Annotated in this window: 23 protein-coding genes, 1 tRNA gene and 1 other RNA gene; 6 read left to right on the top strand and 19 right to left on the bottom strand. The window is 27.7% G+C overall.

Annotation, left to right across the window (positions count from 1 at the left end):
- Positions 1-6 precede the first annotated feature (6 nt).
- The 3 genes from DB318_RS04205 to DB318_RS04195 are packed head-to-tail and all read right to left on the bottom strand — an operon-like array spanning position 7 to position 3909.
- Entirely contained in the window at positions 7-1038 is a 1032-nt protein-coding gene (locus DB318_RS04205) for a hypothetical protein (protein ID WP_151074351.1), read from the bottom strand.
- The gene (locus DB318_RS04200) at positions 1035-1436 is read right to left on the bottom strand and encodes a hypothetical protein (RefSeq protein WP_151060652.1); all 402 of its coding nucleotides are present in this window, start codon (positions 1434-1436) and stop codon (positions 1035-1037) included. Before DB318_RS04200 ends, DB318_RS04205 begins: the two co-directional genes overlap by 4 nt.
- Positions 1437-1461: 25 nt before the next feature.
- Positions 1462-3909, bottom strand: a complete 2448-nt coding sequence (locus DB318_RS04195) for a chromosome segregation SMC family protein (RefSeq protein ID WP_151060651.1) — start codon at positions 3907-3909, stop codon at positions 1462-1464.
- 92 nt (positions 3910-4001) lie between these two features.
- Here DB318_RS04195 and DB318_RS04190 point away from each other — a divergent pair, with 92 nt between their 5' ends.
- Positions 4002-4547: a ribonuclease HII gene (locus DB318_RS04190; RefSeq protein ID WP_151060650.1), complete on the top strand. Its 546-nt coding sequence runs from the start codon at positions 4002-4004 to the stop codon at positions 4545-4547.
- Between the two features lie 11 nt (positions 4548-4558).
- On the opposite strand, the gene DB318_RS04185 is transcribed toward DB318_RS04190, so the two are convergent.
- Positions 4559-4927 (bottom strand): DUF3276 family protein, encoded by a 369-nt coding sequence (locus DB318_RS04185; protein ID WP_151060649.1) that lies wholly within the window; start codon positions 4925-4927, stop codon positions 4559-4561.
- 150 nt (positions 4928-5077) lie between these two features.
- Here DB318_RS04185 and DB318_RS04180 point away from each other — a divergent pair.
- Positions 5078-5149: transfer RNA gene (locus DB318_RS04180), tRNA-Gly, on the top strand.
- A gap of 73 nt (positions 5150-5222) precedes the next feature.
- On the opposite strand, the gene ssrA is transcribed toward DB318_RS04180, so the two are convergent.
- Positions 5223-5584, bottom strand: a transfer-messenger RNA (tmRNA) gene (gene ssrA, locus DB318_RS04175).
- Between the two features lie 122 nt (positions 5585-5706).
- Here ssrA and DB318_RS04170 point away from each other — a divergent pair.
- Together DB318_RS04170 and DB318_RS04165 are read left to right on the top strand one after the other, a co-directional pair.
- Positions 5707-6381 carry a queuosine precursor transporter gene (locus DB318_RS04170; protein WP_151060648.1) on the top strand — a complete coding sequence of 225 codons (675 nt, stop codon included), beginning with the start codon at positions 5707-5709 and terminating at the stop codon, positions 6379-6381.
- 76 nt (positions 6382-6457) lie between these two features.
- Positions 6458-7147 (top strand): queuosine precursor transporter, encoded by a 690-nt coding sequence (locus DB318_RS04165; protein WP_151060647.1) that lies wholly within the window; start codon positions 6458-6460, stop codon positions 7145-7147.
- Here the strand turns inward: DB318_RS04165 and DB318_RS04160 are convergent.
- Positions 7144-7800: a TrmH family RNA methyltransferase gene (locus DB318_RS04160; RefSeq protein WP_151060646.1), complete on the bottom strand. Its 657-nt coding sequence runs from the start codon at positions 7798-7800 to the stop codon at positions 7144-7146. The genes DB318_RS04165 and DB318_RS04160 overlap by 4 nt on opposite strands.
- A gap of 78 nt (positions 7801-7878) precedes the next feature.
- Between DB318_RS04160 and ung the strand changes: the two genes are divergently transcribed.
- Positions 7879-8550, top strand: a complete 672-nt coding sequence (ung, locus tag DB318_RS04155; RefSeq protein ID WP_151074350.1) for a uracil-DNA glycosylase — start codon at positions 7879-7881, stop codon at positions 8548-8550.
- Between the two features lie 104 nt (positions 8551-8654).
- Here the strand turns inward: ung and secG are convergent, their stop codons facing one another.
- From secG to trxA, 8 genes are all read right to left on the bottom strand, one after another.
- Positions 8655-9017 (bottom strand): preprotein translocase subunit SecG, encoded by a 363-nt coding sequence (gene secG, locus DB318_RS04150; RefSeq protein ID WP_151074349.1) that lies wholly within the window; start codon positions 9015-9017, stop codon positions 8655-8657.
- A 15-nt stretch (positions 9018-9032) separates the two neighbouring features.
- On the bottom strand, positions 9033-9794 hold the full coding sequence (gene tpiA / locus DB318_RS04145) for a triose-phosphate isomerase (RefSeq protein WP_151074348.1): 762 nt from the start codon (positions 9792-9794) through the stop codon (positions 9033-9035).
- 1 nt (position 9795) lies between these two features.
- Positions 9796-10977, bottom strand: a complete 1182-nt coding sequence (locus DB318_RS04140) for a phosphoglycerate kinase (protein WP_151074347.1) — start codon at positions 10975-10977, stop codon at positions 9796-9798.
- 25 nt (positions 10978-11002) lie between these two features.
- Positions 11003-12010, bottom strand: coding sequence for a type I glyceraldehyde-3-phosphate dehydrogenase (gene gap, locus DB318_RS04135; RefSeq protein ID WP_151073794.1), 1008 nt, complete (start codon positions 12008-12010; stop codon positions 11003-11005).
- A gap of 73 nt (positions 12011-12083) precedes the next feature.
- The gene (locus DB318_RS04130; protein ID WP_151074346.1) at positions 12084-14057 is read right to left on the bottom strand and encodes a tetratricopeptide repeat protein; all 1974 of its coding nucleotides are present in this window, start codon (positions 14055-14057) and stop codon (positions 12084-12086) included.
- Positions 14054-14833 (bottom strand): hemolysin family protein, encoded by a 780-nt coding sequence (locus DB318_RS04125; RefSeq protein WP_151060639.1) that lies wholly within the window; start codon positions 14831-14833, stop codon positions 14054-14056. The genes DB318_RS04130 and DB318_RS04125 overlap by 4 nt, the downstream gene beginning before the upstream one ends.
- The gene (gene ybeY, locus DB318_RS04120) at positions 14834-15298 is read right to left on the bottom strand and encodes an rRNA maturation RNase YbeY (protein ID WP_151074345.1); all 465 of its coding nucleotides are present in this window, start codon (positions 15296-15298) and stop codon (positions 14834-14836) included. It lies immediately after the preceding gene.
- An 85-nt stretch (positions 15299-15383) separates the two neighbouring features.
- Positions 15384-15737, bottom strand: coding sequence for a thioredoxin (gene trxA / locus DB318_RS04115; RefSeq protein ID WP_151074344.1), 354 nt, complete (start codon positions 15735-15737; stop codon positions 15384-15386).
- Between the two features lie 74 nt (positions 15738-15811).
- Here trxA and DB318_RS04110 point away from each other — a divergent pair, with 74 nt between their 5' ends.
- The gene (locus DB318_RS04110) at positions 15812-16528 is read left to right on the top strand and encodes a 16S rRNA (uracil(1498)-N(3))-methyltransferase (protein ID WP_151074343.1); all 717 of its coding nucleotides are present in this window, start codon (positions 15812-15814) and stop codon (positions 16526-16528) included.
- Between the two features lie 51 nt (positions 16529-16579).
- Here DB318_RS04110 and DB318_RS04105 read toward each other — a convergent pair whose 3' ends face one another.
- The 5 genes from DB318_RS04105 to DB318_RS04085 are packed head-to-tail and all read right to left on the bottom strand — an operon-like array spanning position 16580 to position 21574.
- On the bottom strand, positions 16580-17587 hold the full coding sequence (locus DB318_RS04105; RefSeq protein ID WP_172964871.1) for a PASTA domain-containing protein: 1008 nt from the start codon (positions 17585-17587) through the stop codon (positions 16580-16582).
- Positions 17588-17636: 49 nt separating this feature from the next.
- The gene (gene fmt, locus DB318_RS04100; RefSeq protein ID WP_151060635.1) at positions 17637-18584 is read right to left on the bottom strand and encodes a methionyl-tRNA formyltransferase; all 948 of its coding nucleotides are present in this window, start codon (positions 18582-18584) and stop codon (positions 17637-17639) included.
- Complete coding sequence (gene def, locus DB318_RS04095) at positions 18581-19078, bottom strand: peptide deformylase (RefSeq protein ID WP_151074342.1); 498 nt, start codon at positions 19076-19078, stop codon at positions 18581-18583. Before def ends, fmt begins: the two co-directional genes overlap by 4 nt.
- 34 nt (positions 19079-19112) lie before the next feature.
- A complete protein-coding gene (locus DB318_RS04090) occupies positions 19113-19799 on the bottom strand; it encodes a hypothetical protein (protein WP_151074341.1) in 687 nt (228 codons plus the stop codon).
- Positions 19796-21574 (bottom strand): aminopeptidase P family protein, encoded by a 1779-nt coding sequence (locus tag DB318_RS04085; protein ID WP_151074340.1) that lies wholly within the window; start codon positions 21572-21574, stop codon positions 19796-19798. Before DB318_RS04085 ends, DB318_RS04090 begins: the two co-directional genes overlap by 4 nt.
- Positions 21575-21638: the final 64 nt, after the last annotated feature.

Below are 21638 nucleotides of genomic sequence, written 5' to 3'. Positions count from 1 at the left end.
TATCTCCTAAAAAAACCTTTTTAAAAATAAATATCTTATCTTGGCTCTCTCATAATAATCACTAAAAGGGTAATTATCAATAACTAATTTATAATAATATAAAGACTTTAAAAAATCTTTATGTTTGCTTTCAGACTCATAAAGTTTTCCCAACAAATAACTATATTTATCTAAAAAACTTGAATTAATATACTTGGGAAAGTAAAGAGAGCTGAAATTTAAAGCAAACTCATACTCTCCCCTTATTACTAAGAATTGAAAAATCTCAAGATAAATACTCTCAGAAAAATCAATATTCTTTTCAACTAAATATCTAGCACTTTCTAAGACCTCTTCTTTAATATTTAATTCTATGCCAAGCTTAATTAGATCAAAAACAATGCTTTGAAAGCATCTGCTCTTCAATTTTAAATAATTTTCATAAGATTTTAAATAATCCCTATTTTTATAATAAATTTCCGCCTTCAATAAAATATATTTATCATCATTAAAATTATATTTATTAAGTAAATCTATTGCTCCTTTGTAATCATTTATGTAAGATAAATTTAAAGCCCTAGTAATAACCTCTAAAGGGGTTACTCCATTAATGCGCTCAAGGTTATTATTATTGCTTCTAAAGTCCTTATTCTTGTCAGAGCCACCATCACTATATGGAATTTCAACTTCAAACTTCTTTGTAATTTTCAAAATAATTATTTTATTAAATTCACTTGAATCTTTAACATTTTGATAACTGAAAATTAGCTTAATTTTGCCTTCTTTTTTAAAAGTTTGAAAAGTAAAAACAGCACCATTCTCATAAGATTCTCCGATTAACTTAATAAAAGCCTCATTTTCATTACTTTTTATATAAATCCAAGACTCATCTTTGAAAGAAAGATTAAACTTTGAATTGGTATTTACATTAATATCTACTTCTTTACTGCTAAAATCAAGCTCATATGAATTACCTTGATCTATAAAAGCTGACTGCTCAGGACAAGCTTCAAAAACAACAAATAGCAAACTTATATAAATCAAATATTTTTTAATCATTTGGAAATTTCTAAAATCTCATCTATTAATTTTTCATTCTCCTTTTCAATATCAATGTTAAATAAATTTTCCTTTTTAATCCAAAGATCTTTAATAAATTTATCATCAAGAAATTTATTTTTAATCAACCCATCAACAGCTAAATTTTTATTTAAATTTCCATTTAAAAAATCAGGCCTAGGAATAAAAAAATCATCCATATTTAAGCATTCATTTAAATCAAAATAAAAATCTTCCATATCAACTAATTTAACCTTAGCGTTTAAATTGTCTTCAACAGACTTTTGAGATTTCTCTAACATTTGCTTTGAATAGAAATAAGTAACGCCTGAGACAATAAAAATTAAAAATATTAAAATTAAAAAATATTTTCTAAAACTAAACTTTCTATCTTGCATGTTAATTCCCTTAAATATAACTTAATTATATATTAAACACCTTGCTTTCACCATTATCAAGTGTAATCCCTATCAAATTTTCACCCCCCTCAGAAACATATGCATTATGGGTTATTACTAAGAGTTGAATTTTTTTCCCTAATTCTTTTAAAAGTAAAGAAAGTTTTTTGCTATTCTCAAAATCAAGAGCTGCATCTATTTCATCAAGCATACAAAAACAAGCAGGAGAATAATAATAAAGCGCAAATAAAAAAGCCATACTAACTAAAGTACTCTCACCTCCTGAAAGCATATTATTGTTTTTTACAAATTTGTTTGAAAAATTTATTCTAATCTCAACATTATCGGTATTTTCATTATAAAAAAGAATGGCAGTTCCTTTGAAAATTTTTTTAAAAAAGTAAGAAAAATTTTTATTAATCTCATCAAATGATTCTCTAAACTTTTTAGAAATCTCATTTTTTATTTTTTTTTGAAGTTTTTGTAATGAAGATTTTGAAAGCTTTAAATCTTCTACTTGTAAACTTACTTTTTCAAAACGATCCTTAGTTTCATCAAATTCTTTATCAATATTGAAAAATACATAATCACCTAAATTGATTGCAGCAATCTCTTTATGAAGTATCTCTTTGGTTAAAAGATCTTCTTCTAATTCAAATTTATTAGACATTTTATTAGAAATATTGAAATTTTCTATTTCACTCTTAATGCTTGCATTAGAGTTTAAAAGAAATTCGTACTCTGTCTGTTTTTTTATATATTCATAATAATTAGTTTTTTTAAAATCATTTAAAAATCTTAAAGAACTCAAATCCTTTTCTTTGAAAGACTCATTGCTGGATTTTGAAGCACCAATAAGATTGCTTAACTCAAGCTGAATATCGCTTTTTTCTAAATTTGAATTTTCAAGCTTTAAATACAAATCTTTAAGCTCTTCATCAAGACTATTCTTAGATTCAAATAAAAATTCTAAATTACCATCTATAAGTTTAATTTCGTCTAAATTTTTAAATTTAGAAAGCTCTATATACTCAAGTTCTCCTAATACATCATTTAATTGAAGTGTCTTTTCTTCTATTAATCTCTCGATATTTGTTATCTCTTTAGCAAAATTTGCTTTTAAGGCATTTTTTTCAAGCAAAAATTTTTTTAAATTAACGTTTTGATCGAAAATAGGCTCAATCTTATCCTTCAATAAAGCCAAAAGATTCTCATCTTTGCTAATATACCTTATTAAATTTATTCTAATCTCTTTAATATATTTTATACTCAATGATTCTTCAAAAAGCTTAAGAGACTCTAATATATTCTCTTTTAATAAAACAAGCTCTTCTGATTTAGCACTCTTTAATACAGATAAAATTAAATCAACAAGTTCAAAAAAACTTTTAGTATATCTATTAATCTCGTCACTTAAAGAAAAAAATTCATTTTTCTTTTCTTTAAGCAAACTATTTAATTGATATAAATCGTTATTTATGGAATTTTTTTTCTCCTCAAACTTAGATTTACTCTTGAAAAACTTATCTTCTAAATTCATCTTTACCATCTTTTCTTGTTCTAATTTTTGAATTTTAATCTCTAGTCCAAGAATTTTAGACTTCGTAAGCTCAAGATCCTTTTCTAATGCTTGAATATTATTAACAACATTTTTTTCTCTAAATGAATAAAATTCTAACTTTTCCTTAAAACTAGAAGACAAAAATTTACTCAAACCATCTAAATTTAATTCGCTTTTTAAAACATTAATATCAAAATTAATATTGAAAAGCTTTTTTAATGTGATTTTTTTTTCTAAAGCTTCTAATTTTTGACTTAAATCTTGATGTTTTTTCCTCAAAAAATAAACATTTTTTATGTTATCGTACTTTTGCCTTAAATTTTCTTGCAAGGCTAACAAAGATGATAAATTTTGATTGGACTGCTTAAAATTTTTAAGAGCCTCTTCTTCTTCAATTTTCAAAATATCTATTCCGCTTGCTTGTTCAATTAAAGATTTAAGATTTACATTCCTTCCCAAAGAAATGTCTTCAACTCTACCTTGAGTTATAAACATATAAGGAGATTTTTTAAACTGAAACCTGTTCAAAAGTCTATTATAATCTTGAAAATTTAAAATTTTATTATTAAAATAATATTCACTCGAACCATCCTTATAAAGACGCCTGCGAATATAAAAATTCGTCCCAAATTCTCTTAAAGTCGATTTTTCACCGTCAATATTGCTAAAAAAAAGAGTTATTTCTGCAAAATTTGATTTTCCGGATTTTGAAACAGAAATTAAATCCGCAATATCTTCAACCCTTAAAAATTTTAAATTATCTTCTCCCATACAAAAACGCACAGCATCAATAAGATTACTCTTCCCACATCCATTAGGGCCAACAATAAAACTTAAATTTTTGCCTATTCCAAACTCTTGTCTGCTTAAAAAAGATTTAAACCCCAAGAGTACTATTTTTTCCAAAACCAAGCTAACTCCTAATTAAAATTAAAAATCAATTACTAATAAATCTACAATTCCATATTATAATAAATAAAAATATTTTTATAAAAAGGTTAATTATGATTTGCGGAATAGATGAAGTTGGAAGAGGATGTATTTTTGGACCTATTCTAAGCGCTGCTGTAGTTTTCAAAAAAAAACCTAACTTTATAAAAGAATTGAATGATTCTAAAAAACTAAAAAAAGAAAAAAGAGAATACCTATCTTCATTAATACTTGAAAACTCATATTATGCATTCGCTGAGGTCTCAAATATAGTAATAGAAAAAATAAATATTCACAACGCATCTCTTCTTTCAATGCAAACTGCATACGAAAATCTAAAATTAAATTGCAGTTTAGTATTTGTAGATGGCAAATTTGTCCCAAAAATAACAGCAAAAACTGTTAAAGCTATAATAAAAGGAGATTCAATAATAGACGAAATAAAAGCTGCTTCAATTATTGCTAAAGTTAAAAGAGATAAACTAATGGATGAATATGATAAAATTTATCCATTATATTTACTCAAAAAAAATAAAGGATACCCCACAAAAGAACATAAAAATGCAATAAAAAAATATGGGGTTTTAAGCCTTCATAGAAAAAATTTCAAACTAATTTAAAAAAATAAAAATTAATAATCCTTCTTTTTAAATCGACCACCTGATATATTAGATTTCTTATGAAATCTAGAATCGTCTACTTTAGATCCCTCTTCATATTCATCATAACCTTTATTATGCCTCATAGAAGAACCAAAAGACCCTTTAGATACTTTCTGCTTAATAACAGCTATTGCCTTAAGCAAATTGGATTCAAACTCACTTATATTTTCTTCATATACAAAAATAGAATGCCTTTCAAAATCTCCGCTTGGACTTCTTTTGCTCTCTACAATATTTAAAAAATAATCCCCTTTTCTATTTTCCTTGACATTAAAAAAATAAGTTCTCTCAGACTCTGTAAATAGTTTCTCAGAGTATACTTCCCCTCTCTCTCCCATCAATTTCCTCCACACAAGTTTTTGTACTTGACTACATTTAAGTTAGATTAATTGTACTTATTTAAAAAAAAAATTACTAGCCAAAAATAACATTACAATAAATCTTATTGACATAAATTGATTTTTTTTATATAAGTAAAGTATCGTCTTGCGTCCTTCGTATAATGGCTATTACCTTAGCCTTCCAAGCTAATGATGTCGGTTCGATTCCGATAGGACGCTTTAAATAATGATTACAAAACCTCTAAATTTAGCAATGCTTTTTATATTTAAAAGATATACAAAAGAATAAAATAAATGGAGATGGCGGGAATTGAACCCGCGTCCTAAAAACAATACCATAAGCTTCTACAAGCTTATCTAGTATTTTATTAAGCAATATGGTTTGGAAATACTAGCAAACCGCCAAATTGCTCTCAAGTATAAAAGTCCCTAAAAATCAACCTGAAAACATTTTTAAGCAAGCTTCGATGTCAAAAAGAGTATAAGTGAACCTCAAAGCCAAATTCAACAAAACTCTCTGCTAACTTAAGCAGCCATTACAAGGTTTGAGCTTGTAAAGTTATTATTTTTTGCATTTATTTTAGAAGTTTTAAGAGATTCCCTCTGCCTGCAACTTACAATATTAGCATTTTCAGTCAAATCCAAAACATCCCCCCATGCAAGTGCCATTTTACCATAGTTTCAAGAAAACAACAATATTGCATTATTTGCAAAAACTAAACTAAAATTTTATAATAGTAAATCTGATATTACTAATATTACTAAAAGAGAATTGTATGTTTAATGAAATTTTATGGTTCGTTATGCTAATTACTACTTATTCATTTTTGATTATTATATTCCTTTTTTTTAAAAAAAACGGATTATTTGCATGGGTTGCAGTAGCAATTATTATAGCAAACATTCAAGTTTTAAAACAAATTACAATATTTGGAATTAATGCTACATTAGGCAACATTATTTATGCCTCGTCATACATTGCAACAGATATTCTCTCAGAATTTTATGGAAAAAAAACTTCAAAAAAAGCCGTTTATATTGGATTTATTAGTTTTATTGTCTTTGCAGTATTAACAAATGCCCAAATTCACTTTATGTCAAATAGAAGTCAAGAAAATTTTAAAAGCTTAGAAGCTATTTTCTCTTCAATCCCAGCTTTACTATTAGCCTCTCTTGTTGCATACCTAGTATCCCAATTAAACGATGTATACCTATATCAGTTTATTAAAAAAAAATTTCCTAGGTTTTTATTTTTCAGAACCAATGGATCAACATTAATAAGCGGCTTAGTAGATACAATAATTTTTGTAAGTATAGCAACTTATTTTAAGGTATTTCCAAAGCAAGCTTTCCTAGATATAGTAATTTCCACATACCTAATTAAAGGTTTAGCAGCAATTTTAGGAACACCTTTTATATATTTTGCAAAATATATAAAACTTCAAAAATAAAAAAGTTATTTTATATAAATAAAAAACTTTATCTAAAATAATTAATCTGGTAAAATTAAATGCTATGAATCAGGATATGTTTGATTTAAACTTATGGATAGGGATACTTCTCTTTACATATATAACATTGGGAATTCTTTACAGATTTTTCGGAAAATCCGGTCTTTTTTGTTTCAATGCAATTATTTCAACAATATCAAATATTATAATATTAAGAAATTTAAAAACATTTGAAATATCTTTAAATTTATCAGGTATTACTTTTTTATCGGCATTATTCTCTTTAAACTTAATAGTAGAAAAATATAACAAAAAAGAGGCAACAAATTCCATAATACTGAGTCTTTTATTAAACATAACTTTTACAATTATGATTAATTTTATGATATTATTTAATCATAATAAATTAGACACTTCGGATATTCATTTTAAAATATTGTTCAATAATTTTACATACATTCTAACAATATTAATTGGAACATATGTGTTTTTTCTATCTCAATATATAAATATCTCACTGTATAATTATTTTAAACAAATAAAAATAAAATCTTTATGGATTATTCATCCTCTATCAAGGCTAATTTCTGGATATATGGCTAATTTACTAGTTTCAATATCTATAAATACAATATTTAAATTCTACCCCGAAACAAAAAATATCGAACTTATAAAAGGTTCTCTAATTATTACATTAACAATAATTATAATTGACACCATTTTTTATTTATTTATAAATTCTTGGAAAAGAATAAGAGAAGTTTAAGAATTAATAAGATTTTCAATAAATTGATAATTTTTAACAACTTGTCTATAGTATTTTAATCTCAAATTTAATTTCTCAGCATCATTTAACATGTAATCAATACCACTTTTTCTTAGGCGAGTCAATAAAGAATACATAATTATCGCAACAGCTACAGAAATGTTATAGCTTTGAGTAAATCCATACATGGGTATTTTTACATATAAATCGGCAGCTTTCAAGACTTCTTCACTAAGACCTGTTAACTCTGTCCCAAAAAATATTGCCATTTTATTGTTAATTGGAAAATTTTCAAGATTTATTGATTGTTCATTCAAAGATGTGGCCACTATGCTATATCCATTAGACTTTAATCTATCAATTGCAAACTCAGTATTATTGTATTTATTTAAATTTATCCATTGCGAAGACCCTAAAGTAACATCTGGATTTAAGATGTGCTTATTTTTTTTACTAATAATATGAACATCGCTAAGTCCTAAAATTTCACCTGTCCTAATGGTAGCACTTGCATTTTGAGGCTGAAAAATATCTTCAAGCACAAATGTTAAATAATTGGTGCGACTACTTAATACTCTTTCAATCCTAGCTTTTTTTTCATCTGTAATAAATTTAGACAAAATATCTATTCTTTTTAATACATCAGCATCCATAATAAAAATTAAATTTTAAAACAGTAAAGCAGTACTTCATATATTTCAAATACAAACTATTTCTTATATAATACAAAAATGAAAGTAAAAATTGAAGAATCTTGGGAAAAAGTTTTAAACAATGAATTTAACAAGGAATACTTTAAAAAACTTGTGAAATTTATAAAACATGAATATAAAACAAAAAAAGAAAAAATATTTCCTCCTCCAAAACTTATATTTAATGCTTTTAATTCTTTGCCATTTAAAGACATAAAAGTGGTAATAATTGGACAAGATCCATATCATGGAAAAAATCAAGCAAATGGACTTGCTTTTTCTGTAGATTCAAAAATTAAAATTCCCCCGTCTTTGCAAAACATATTTAAAGAAATAGAAAAAAGTTTAAAAATAAAAACCATTCCAAACGGAGATTTAAAAAGATGGGCAATTCAGGGTGTATTTTTAATAAATACAATCCTAACGGTCGAAGAAGGCAAGCCTTCTTCTCACAAAGCTATTGGATGGGAAATTTTCACAGATGAAGTAATAAAAATAATCTCTAAAAATTTGAAAAACATTGTATTTATGCTTTGGGGCAATCTAGCAAGAAGTAAAAAAAAACTCATTGATCCATCAAAGCACCTAATTCTTGAAACAAGTCATCCATCTCCATATTCAGCAAACAATGGATTTTTAGGCTCAAATCATTTTAGCAATGCTTTAAATTATTTAAAAAAACACAATATAAATGAAATAAACTTTCAATAAAATTGACAAGTTATGATTTAAAATCACTTCGCATAAAAAAGGAACTCTCTATGTAAAATACTTATCATAGTAAATAGCATAGCACAACAGTAATCAATTTAATATTATTTTTCTTTCAAACTCTTTTCTTCAACTTCATTAATATTAGTATCTGATTTATTATTATCATTATCCCAGAAAGTTGAACTATTCTTATTTTCCGTCTTTATGTCATCTAAAAAGCTATTATCTGCTCTTCTACTATTCATAAAAGATAACAAAACCACAAAGATAAAAAAGAATGCTATAAAAAATCCAGTAATTTTTACAGCAACACTTGAAGACTTTGCCCCAAAAATAGAAGAACTACCGCCTCCAAAAACACCGCCTATTCCATCACCCTGCTCATCTTGAATTAAAATTAAAAGGATAATAAAAATTGAAACAATAACAAAAATTATAAAAATAAAAAATCTAACTAAATCCAAAACAAACCTCTTTAACTAACGAACGTTATTAATTATAGATAAAAAAGATTCAGCCTTCAAAGATGCCCCACCTATTAACGCACCATCAATATCAGGCTCATTCATAAGTTCTTTTACATTGCTCGAATTAACAGAACCTCCATATTGAATTATAATATTATCTGAAGCTGACTTTGAATAAAGACTCATAATTTCAAGCCTAATTGCCTTATGAATTTCTTCTGCTTCTTCCTTAGTTGCGGTTTTACCCGTTCCAATCGCCCAAACAGGCTCATAGGCTAAAATTATTCTTTTAATATCTGATTCAGAAACGCCATCTAATCCCTTTTTAACTTGACCTAAAACAACATCTAAAGTTTTTCCAGAGCTTCTCTCATCAAGAGTTTCTCCAACACAAAGAATTAAATACTTAAAAGGATGCTTAAGCCCTGCAAGAATCTTTTTATTTATTATTTCATCTGTTTCTGCTAAATACAATCTACATTCAGAATGACCAAGTATAACATATTCTACTCCAAATTCTAAAAGCATTAAAGGTGAAATTTCACCTGTCCTTGCTCCACTCTCCATATAAGACATGTTTTGAGCACCAAGAAGAATATTACTATCCTTAATACATTCTGAAACCTTAGACAACGCCGTAAATGGAGGAGTTATCATTATTACAAAATCATTCTTTAAAGTTTTAACTTCAGTAGCAATTTTTTTTGCAACAATACAAGCTTCTGTACTTGTATAATGCATTTTCCAATTTCCTGCTAAAAATGTTTTTCTCACTTTACTTCTCCAAAACCTTAATGCCTGGCAAGATCCTACCTTCAAGATATTCAAGTGACGCACCACCACCTGTTGAAACATGCGTGATCTTATCAGATAAATTAAATTTATTAACAGCTGCCACAGAATCTCCACCACCAACAATAGTTAAAGCTGAGCAAGATGCTACCATTTCGGCAACCTTTGCAGTTCCTTTTGAAAATAAATCAAATTCAAATACACCAAGAGGGCCATTCCAAATTATAGTCTTGGCAGGCTTTATAACCTTTTCGATTTCATTTAAAGTATTTACTCCAACATCCATACCAATCTTGTTTTCAGGAATATTAAAGGAATCAATATACTCAGGAGTAGAATTTTTATTAAAATCGTCTGCTACAATGTGATCAAGTGGTAAAATTACTTTAACACCCAACTCCTTTGCTTTATTTAAAAAAGAAGAAGCTATATCAACATATTCAACTTCTAAAAGAGATTTACCTATAGAATATCCTTTGGAATGCAAAAAAGTATAGGCCATTCCACCGCCAATCACAACTACATTTGACTTTGATAAAAGCGATTCTAGTACTGCAATCTTTGAAGAAACCTTAGATCCACCAATAATCGAAACAAATGGCTTTTCAGGATTTTTTAATACTTCTCCAAGAAATTTGTCTTCTTTTTCCATTAAAAATCCACCAACAGATGGCAAATAATTGGAAACCCCTACCGTTGAAGCATGAGCCCTATGAGCCGCACCAAAAGCATCATTTACAAAAATATCTCCATTCTCAGAAAGTTTTTTTGCAAAACTTTTATCGTTTTTTTCCTCTTCTGAATAAAACCTTACATTTTCAAGCAATACAACATCGCCATCTTCCATTTGCAAAGTATTATTTACAATTTCGCTTCCAATACAATCAGAAAGCATCCTAACATCCTGGCCTAAAAGCTCTGACAATCTATTGGCAACGGGTTTAAGAGAATATTTAAGATTCTTTTTGCCCTCTGGTCTACCCAAATGACTTATAAGCACAATCTTAGCTCCTCTTTCTTTTAGATATTCTATTGTGGGCAATGCAGCCTTTATTCTAGTATCATCACTAATGCTCCCCTCTTTTAGGGGAACATTAAAATCACATCTTACTAAAGCTCGCTTGCCTGCAAAACTATTAAAGTCTTTTACTGTTTTTATTGACATTTTATTACCTTACAAGCATTCCTGCTTATTTTACCAACTTTTGAGCAAGATCAACTACTCTTGTAGAATATCCAAACTCATTATCATACCATGATAACACCTTTGCAAACCCATTTTCAAGAACCATTGTCTCAAGACCATCAACAATAGAAGAATGAGAATTCCCCTTTATATCTGAAGATACAATTGGATCTTCTGTATACCCCAAAATACCTTTAAGCTCAGGTGTATCTGATGCCTTCTTGAGAACAGAATTAATCTCTTCTTTTGTAACATCTTTTTTCTTGAGTTGAACTGTAAAATCAACAATTGAACCTGTTGGCACAGGCACTCTCATTGAAGTCCCATTCAACTTTCCTTTAAGTTCAGGCAAAACAAGTCCAACTGCTTTTGCAGCACCAGTTGAAGTTGGAATAATAGAAAGTGCAGCAGCCCTTGCTCGTCTAAGGTCAGAATGAGGAAGATCCAAAATTCTTTGATCATTAGTATAAGCATGAACAGTTGTCATAAGCCCTTGTTCAATTCCAAATGATTCATGAAGTACTTTTGCAAGAGGAGCCAAGCAATTGGTTGTACATGAAGCATTTGATACGGCCTTTAAATCAGAATTAATGTCGCGATCATTTACACCAAGAACTATTGTTTTAATCTCATCCTTAGCAGGAACTGTTAAAATAACTTTTTTAGCCCCAGCATAATTGACATGATCAAGATATCCTCCTTTATCACTAGTTGCTGATGAAAAAACACCTGTTGATTCAATTACAACATCAATTCCAAGTTTTGCCCAAGGAAGATTTTTTGGATCTCTCTCTGCAATAATTTTTATTTCTCTTCCATCAACAACAATAGCACCGTCTCTTGATTCAACTTTTTTATTATATACTCCAAAAGTAGAATCATACTTTAAAAGATGTGCAAGCGTTTTAGGATCTGTTAAATCATTTATTGCCACAACATCAATTCCTCTTTCAAAAGCAATCTTAAAAACATTTCTACCAATACGACCAAAACCATTAATAGCCAATTTCATACAAAATCCTCCAATTTTTTTGATTTTATTCTTACTAGAATTATTAAATCATAAATCAATAACAAGTGTCAAACTATCTTTTTACAAGCACAGTGACTCCCTCTTGAATATAGTCCTTTAAAAATATAGAAGATTTTATAATACCTCTGGAAATATAATCACTTATATCCTCAATTAAAATTTCTCCTAAAATATCTGATCTTTTGTAAATAATAAAAGAAGAATCTCTAGTGTTGTCACTATTTAAAGCACCTTCTTTAAGAATCAAAAAAACATCGCCTTTTACAACACCGTTTACTTGGCCAAGATTAATAAGAACATCATTATTTTTAATTTGAAGGATCTTTCCTTTTTTGGGTAAATAATCATGAAAATCTTTAGAAAAGGAATTTAAAACATTGCTTAAATAATTAACACCCCCCACATTGTAAGAAAAAGAACCAACCTTAATCCCTGTTTTCCCCGAAAAAACATTCACTAACAAAGTAGCTGTATTTTTCAAAATATCTACCTTGAAATCAAAAATTAAAAATAAATCTAAATTATTATTTCTTGAGTAAGAAAATCCTTCGGAAAAATTATTAATTAGATAGTCTCTATTTTTATTATAATCAAAATTATAGTTAACTATTTCTATATTTAAATTACGCTCAAGTACCCTTTCAGAGTATCTTAATATCAAATCGTTTGCTCCAAAAAGCTTATTCTCACTTTGAGTAAAAATAGCAATTCTATAAACCATCCTGTCATCATAAAGCTTATTAAAATCGGAAATGCTTTTATATCCATATTTATAAAATAAAGATCTTCTAATATCAAAAGACACAACATCATAAAAATCTAAAATTCTAGAATCCGTAGAATTTCTCTGTTTTACTAAATAAAAAAGCTGCTCATAAGCCATAATATCTAAATTCATAAGCTTATATATTTTTGAAAGCAAAAACCTAGCACTATCATTATCAGGCCAAATATCAACAGCATTTTTTACATTAAACAATGCTTTATTTAAATTTAAAGATTTAAAAGCTTTAAGCCCCTCATTTTCATAATGCTTAGAAATTTTAACATTGGAATTGTTTTTCAAAAAATTTCTAAAATTAGATACAAAAAAACTCTCATCAAGAGCAATATTATAAAATTCTAAATCTTTTTTAAGATTTTTGGCTCGCTCTAAATTTAAAATAGCCTTTTCAACATTCCCAAATTTTAAGTAAGAATACCCTAATAAATAATAAAGCTCATCAGAATCTTTATTAACCAAAATAGCTTTCTGTAATGCTTCTATTGCATCCTCATATTTAAATTCGTGCAAATAAACAAGCGCAAGCAATCGGTATGCATCAACAACTCCAAAATCTTTATAAGAACTTTCAATTAAAGCCAAATAATTTAAAGCATACTTTTCAGCAAGACCCAAGTTATTAATACTAATATAAAATTCAGCTACTCTTTTATGGAAATCTGGAAAAGATAAAAAATTTACCCTAACTTTATTTATCAAATGTCTAATCTTGTCATGCATCCCTAGTCTTTGATAAATATCAATAAGATGTTCAAACGCGCTATAATTATTTTGACTATAATCAAGAATGGACAAATAATAATTAGCAGCGGCTATGAATAATCCATTTTTTTCAAAAATTGAAGCAAGTCCAACCAAAGCATCAATATTATTTCTCTGTTTAACTAAAACCTCAGAATATATTTTTTTTGCTTGATCAATTTTATTATTTTTTAATAATATATTTGCATAAAGAATTTTATACTCAATGTCTTCGTTAGACATTTTATAGGCTTTCTCTATGAAAAATTGTGCTTGGGTATATATTTTAAGAGAATAATAAATTGATGCAATAAATTTATAAGCTTCATAATAATTGGGATTAATTTTTATGGCCTCAAAAAGCTCATCAATAGCATCATAATACCTTTTAGATAAATAATACTCATTAGCCTTTTGATAATGCCCTAATGCTGTAGTATCACTGCCCAATAAAACACTAAAATTAAAAAGGAATAATATTAAAAATCGATTAAAATTCATAAACCTTCCTTCTCGGAAATCTTTATTACCTTAATATTTCTTTGATGCATATTTTTAATCGAAAAAACCAAATTGTTGTATTCCACCTTTTCATTTTTCAAAGGAATCCTCCCAAAAAGATCATAAACAAAACCCCCAAGAGTATCAAAGTCTCCATTTGGCAAATTTAAATTAAGCTTCTCATTTAAATCCTCTATTAAAATTCTTGCATCACAAAGATAAGACCCATCATCAAGGCGAACTATTTCATCAAGCTCATTGTCAAATTCATCCTGAATGTCACCCACTATCTCTTCAAGAATATCCTCAAGAGTTACAAGCCCCGAAACCCCGCCATACTCATCAACTACAATTGCAATATGAACATGATTTTCTTGAAATTCTTTTAAAAGAGAGTCTGTTTTTTTGCTTTCAGGAACAAACATAACTTTTCGCATAATATCTTTTAAATCTATTTGGTAGAAATCTTTTTTACACATATGCACTAGCACGTCTCTTGTATGAATTATTCCAATAATATTGTCAATAGTACCATGATAAACGGGAAATCTTGAATGACTACTAGATGTCACAACCTTTAAAAGCTCATCCTTACTCTTAGCATAATCAACAAATATAACCCCTATCCTGGGAATCATAATCTCTTTTACAATAGTCTCTTTAAGGGCATTGAAATTTTTTATCAAAGAAGTTTCAATATTCGACTTATCTTCAAGATCATTTTTTGGGTTTCCTTTTTTCTTCTTTTTGTTTTTAAAATTAAAAAATCCCAACATCTAAAATACCCTTTTATTTTTTTTTAAGACACTTTCTTGAAGAATCAACATGTTTTCCTTTTGAAAATCATTAGTTTTATGCTTATATCCCATTAAATGTAAAATTCCATGAATAGTAACACGTTGAAGTTCTTCATAAATTTCAACATTAAATTCTTGAGCACTAAATTTTAAATATTCAAAAGATATTATAATGTCTCCTTGTATTTTATAATTTATATTATCAACAAAATCTTCGTTAACTTCATTATCATTATAATTAAAAGAAAGAACATCGGTTGGCTCGTTCTTGTTTCTAAATTTATTGTTCAATTTTTGTATATAAACATTATCACAAAGAATAACTGAAAGTTCAAAATCACTAATAGAAAGAGTATTTAAAACAGATAAAATAAAATCATAAAAAACACCGTGATGCTCAAATTTAATATTTTCTACCAATAAATTCAAATCAGATTTGGACAAATTAACTATACCTTCGAATAACCCATATACAACTCACAAATATGCATTTAATTGCTATAGCAATTAAATTATTTTATTTAGTAAACTAAAAACCAAAAAAATCCTTAATTATATTTTCAAAAGCATTTTCTTGTAAAAAGCCAACAGAAACCTTTGGCTTGCCATCAATAGGAATAAAAAGAATAGTTGGAAGACTTTTCACTCCAAAAACAGAAGAAATATCTTGTTCTTTGTCTGTATCTACTTTGTAAAAATCAATACTATTCTCGTACTTTTTAGAAAGTTTTTCAAAAATTGGAGAAAGCATTTTACATGGACCACACCAATCGGCATAAAAATCAATTATTGCAGGCCTCTCGCCTTTAAAACTCCATTCTATATTGTTCTTATAATCAAAAACTTTGGCAACAAAATCTTCTTTGGTTAAAGAAATAGCCATATATTTTACATTGCCCCCCTATCGACTTAAAATTATATCACAAATACAATATTAATAATAAGGAATTATAAAAAATGAATCTAATGTTAATAACTTCTAATGAATTTAAAACAGGAATTTCACTCAATGACACTAGAGCAGAACATCTTGTTAAAATCTTAAAATTAAAAGATAACGACAAATTTAAATTTGGTATTCTTGGGAAAAAGAACATTTATCATTGTATTTACAAAAAAGATAAAAAACTATTTTTCAAGAAAATCTTTAAAATAGGAGAATCTAATAAACTTAAAAAATTAAATGTGCTAATTGGGATGATAAGACCAATTGTTGCCAAAAGAATTATAAAAGAACTTGCTAGCATTGGAATATACGAAATAATTTTTTTTAACACTGAACTTACTGAAAAATCATATTTAAATTCTAAAATCTTTAAAAACAATGATTACGAAAAATATTTAATAGCCGGAGCAATGCAAGGGGGAGTAACATACTTGCCAAAAATAAAAATTATGAAAAATTTGAAAGACAGTCTTAAATATATTAAACAAGAAAATTTTGAAATAAAAATATTACTTGAAAAAAATAGCAAAAAAAAATTAATTGATATAGAACAAGCAAACAATGCGGCTATTATTGTGGGACCCGAAAGAGGATTTACAGAAAAAGAAAAACAATTAATACTACAATATAATTTTTCCCCTTACAGCGCATCCTCAAACATTCTAAGAACAGAAACAGCAATAATAGCTGCATCCATTATTACTGTATCGAAACTAATTAATATATGACTTTATGTTAGAAATTTTTTTATTAATTTAAATCAATACGTTTAAACATAATCAATTTATAACTGTTTGGTTTATAAGCTTATCATAAATATAAAGTTCAATCATAGATCCTTTGTGAACCTCATAGGGCAACTTAATTAATCCTCCTTTTGACTTAAAAGAATAAATCAGAGAATTTTCACCATCCAAACCTTTTAACCTAACAGATATATCAACATAAGATGGATGTTGTCTTAATTTATAAGTCAAAATTCCAAAAACAATTTTATTGTCAACCTTGGGCTTTGCAATAGTAATTAAAATCTTATCTGATTCATTTATTTTAGTTTCAGGCGGAATAGACTGAAAAACAATATTTCCAAAATCGCCCGTATTTACCAAATTAATGTCAAAACTAATCCCATCATTTAAAAGAGAAGCAATTGCATCTTTATAATAAATCCCAATATAATTTTTAACATGTTTGCCCAAACGATCTTTACCCTTGCTAATTAAAAATTGGAGATCTGTTAGACTTGATATTTGACTACCTGGTGATGGATTTTGGCGAATTATTATTCCTTTTGGCAATTCACTCTCAACCTCAAGAGGTTTAACAATGTGGTAAAGTAATTTAGAATTGCTAAAAGAATTGGCCTTTAAATTAATTAAAACATCATCAATGTTTTTGCCAATAAAACTATCAACCCTGTTTATTATAGCCCCTTTGCTAATAAAAATTATAACCTTATTGTTATGTCTTAAAACGGTTCCTGGTTTTGGCCCCTGCTCTATCACTTTTCCTTTGTCAAGAGCACTTGAAGAAAATTTAAACTCAATGTGAGGAATTAATTCTTTTCTCTGTAATTCAATAATAGCATCTTCAAGGGTAAGAGAATAAAGATTTGGGACAACTACAATCTCCTTATTTTCTAAAACCATAAAAAAAATTGCAAAAGAAACAATTAAAGATCCAAAAATAACTAAAAGCAATGCTCTGATTGTAGCTTTTGGCAAAATTAATATTTCGTTATTACAATTTTTGCAACTCTGAGTCAGATCTAATTTATTTTTAAACAATTCTTCTTTATTAGAAAATTTATTTTCCAAATTGTCATTATTATTTAAACTAATATATTCCCCCTATTGAAGAAAATACTTGTCCTATTAGCTGTCTACTCCCATTATAAAAAGACTTAAAATCCAAAACCCTTCTTCCAGGCCTTTGAACTTCTAAAAGTAAAAGAATCCCCTTCCCGGTATTAACAAATAATCCTCTTTTAGAATCAAAATCAACAATTTCTCCTATTTTTCTCTCTTTATATAAATCTATTTTCAAAAAATCAGCACGATGAAAAATAATGTCGCTATAATCAAGACTAGCCCTTACAAGTGGCCAAGGATTGCATGCATTAATTCTGTTTTTAATCTCAAATGCACTTAAATTAAAGTCTATAAATCCCGATTCTTTTTTAAAAAAAGAACAAAAAGTAGCTTCACTTGCTTTTTGAGGAATTCCCAAAAATCCATTACTAATTTTTTCCAAAGCCTCTAAAACAAGAGCTGGACTAAGGCTCGATACAAGATTTGAAATATCATAACTTGTATCGCAAGATCTTATTTTAAAATTTCTTTGCACTAAAATATTGCCACTATCCATTTCCAAAGCCATACTCTGAATAGTAATACCGCTAACACAATCACCATTTAAAATTGCAGATTGAATCGGAGAAACACCTCTATATTTGGGCAAAAGAGAAGGATGAACATTAATACACCCCTTTGGGAAAATATCTAAAAATTCTTTTTTAAATATCTTGCCATAAGAAAAAACTAACATTAAATCTGGATTCAAATCTCTAATTGAATTTAAAATATTGTCATCAAGAATTAAGGGGTCAAAAACTTTAATATTTTTAGCAATAGCTTGCACCTTTATTACATTTTGACTTAACTTTTGACCCCTGCCTTTAGGCTTATCAGGCAAGGTCAAAACTCCCACCACCTCATAATGCTTTACAATCTCTTTAAAAACTTCTAAGGCAATAGAAGAAGAACTTGCAAAAAATATTTTCATTTCGCCTTAAGCCCTCTTTCCCTCATATAAGGTTTTAACAATTTATTTTTTATTTTTTCTTCGTAATAATCAATAAAAAGAATTCCATTTAAATGGTCCATTTCATGTTGAATAATTCTTGCCAAAAAATCGGAATTTTCTATAGTAAAAGATTTTCCATTCTCGTCATAAAAACTTATCACAATAGCTTTAGGCCTCATTAAATTATAATAAACTCCCGGAATACTTAAACATCCTTCTTTGTAAGAGCTAAGCTCATAAGAAGTCTCTGTGATTAAAGGATTAATAAAAACCAAGGGCCTTGCCATTTTATTCTCTCTAACTACAAAAAGTGACAAATCAAGGCCTACCTGGGGAGCAGCAAGTCCAACTCCACCACTAATATCCATTAATTTTATCATCTTTTTTGCATAATCTCTAATCTTGCTATCAATATTAGTAATTTGTTTTGTCTTAACACGAAGCAAATCATTAGGATAAAATACCATTTCCATAAAAATCTCATTCCCCTTTCAAACAAAAAAAGACTTATTTTATTTTTCCAAAAAGCTTCCACTCCTCATTTCCCAATAATGAAAAATAAATATTACCAATCCTAGACTTGGGAATAGCATAAAGCTTGTTTTCATCAATATCTTTAAAAACTAAAAATTCTTTAAGATCTGTATCAAAAAGAACAAGCTTCCTGTCTTTACCATTAAGCTTCAATCGCCAATCTCCTTTTAATGTTTTATAAAAAAAGGTCCCCTCATTAATAGTGTTAATTTCATAACTTTTTTTCTTTTTTAAAACACTTGTTGATTTTATAGTCCCCATAACATAGCTTAAAAAATCTTTATCAAATTGAATACTATTTAAAACAGTTCCCACATAAGCCGCCCTTATTTGTTCATTTTTAGAATCAACAAAAAAAATAGTTGGACTTTTTTGCAGATTAATTTTATTAAAAATTTCATTATCCTTATCGATAACCAAAAAAACATTTTTTTTAGTTATTGTGTGAATAATTTCATCATCTCTAAAAGAATTTAAAAAAGCTTTTATTAGATTTTCTTTAATATCTTTACCAACCAAAATTAAAACATTTTTATTTAATTTTTGAGCTTTTTTAATTGCAATCTCATAAGAACTCTCAAAAATAATATCTTCGGACAAAGAAAACAGATCTAAAAATCCTTGATTTAAAATTATTAAAAATACAATTATAAATCTCATATTTTACTTGTCAGCTTTGCTAAAAATTCTAACTCCTTTTCATTATCAAAATGCTCTTTTAAAGTTGAAAATACAAATTCATGATAATTATTAATATAATTTAACTCATCTTCTGAGAGCATTTCTTTTGCTATTAATTCTTTTTCAAAAGGAACAAGGGTTAAATTCTCAAACTCCAAAAAAGCTCCAAAGTCATTTGCAAAAGCTTGCTTTACAAAAACTAAATTTTCAATCCTTATCCCATGACTAGATGTTCGATAAAGACCAGGCTCAATTGAGACCACTTCAGATCCTTTAAAAGGATATCTAGAATTAGGACTAATCGAAACTGGAAGTTCATGAACATTGAGAAAAAACCCAACACCATGCCCAGTACCATGAATAAAATTCAATTCATTCTTTAAAAGAGGCAATCTACAAATTCCATCAAGAAAAGCTCCCGAAGATCCATATGGAAATTTTAAAGACGCAAGGCTAATGAAGGCCTTAAGAACCAAAGTATAGTCATACCTTTCTTCGCTAGAAGCATCACCTATTAAAAAAACTCTTGTAACGTCTGTAGTGCCAAGTCCGAAATATGAACCCCCAGAATCAATCAAAAGAAGACCCTTTGTATTTATTTTTTTACCTCGTTTGGGCTTATAATGCGGAAGAGCTCCATTTTCTCTAAAACCAACTATTGAGTCAAAACTAGAATCAAAAAAATCTTTATTCAATTTCCTAAAATGCAAAAGCATATCAGCAATATCTATTTCATCTAATTTAGCCAGTTCATCCTTGCTTAAACTTTTGAATTTACATAAAAATTTAATCAAGCCAATAGCATCAATAACATGCGCTTCTTTAATTTTAAGAAGTTCATAATCGGTTTTTACTGCCTTAAAATCGCCTATAATACTCTCTCCAAAAATGATATTCTTCTCACCAAGAACTTTTAAAACCCTAGCATTAGTATAAAATGAAACAAAAAATTTACCTTCATGTTTTATTTGATCTAGAAAACAATAAAAATTGTCGTAAGGCTCTATTTCAAAATTTTCCATTTCAAGTGCTTCTTTAACGCTTGAATCAAGTTTTCTTGTATCAATAAAAAGAACATTTTTTCGACCTTTATTCCTAGATATTAAAAGAAACGAATAAAATAATGCTGACTTTTTAACGTCTGATCCTCTTAAATTCAAGATCCAGGCAATCTCATCAAGAGCAGTAATAACATAAAAATCTGCTAAATTCTTCTCTAAGGTTAAATAAATAGATTTAATTTTTTCAGCTCTTTTATTATTCTTCTCAGCATCAATCAATTCAACTATATTTCCAAACTCAAGCTGAGGCCTAGATTCCCAAATTAAATCAATTAAATCTTTATTTAAAATCTTGATATATGTATTTTTGCATTTTTCACACAACTCTTTATAAAACTTTATAGTAATCTCATCAGAGTAAATTCCAAGCTTTAATTCTTGAAGATTTAAATTTATATACGTAAAAACATCAGGATATCCTTTTATTCCAAGCTTTATTAATTCAACTTCACTCCCCTTAAGTTCTTGATCAGCTTGTAAAAAATATCTGCCATCCGTGAAAAGAACAGCCTTGGATAATGTTACGATTACTGTGCCAAAGCTACCAGAAAAGCCTGTAATAAACTTACGAGTACTATACCTTTCATGAGAATATTCACTAAAATGAGGATCATAACCTGATACCAAATAAGCATCAACTCCATTTTCCCTCATATGATCTCTAAGTAAAGCTAATCTTTTATTAATATCCAAAATCAATCCCCTTTATATAACCTTATTAATACTAGTATACCAAATAATTATCAATTTAAAAAAA

Source organism: [Borrelia] turdi (assembly GCF_008828755.2).
GTDB lineage: Bacteria > Spirochaetota > Spirochaetia > Borreliales > Borreliaceae > Borreliella > Borreliella turdi.
Note: the sequence above shows the minus strand (reverse complement) of the source record. Positions and strands in the feature narration are given on the sequence as shown.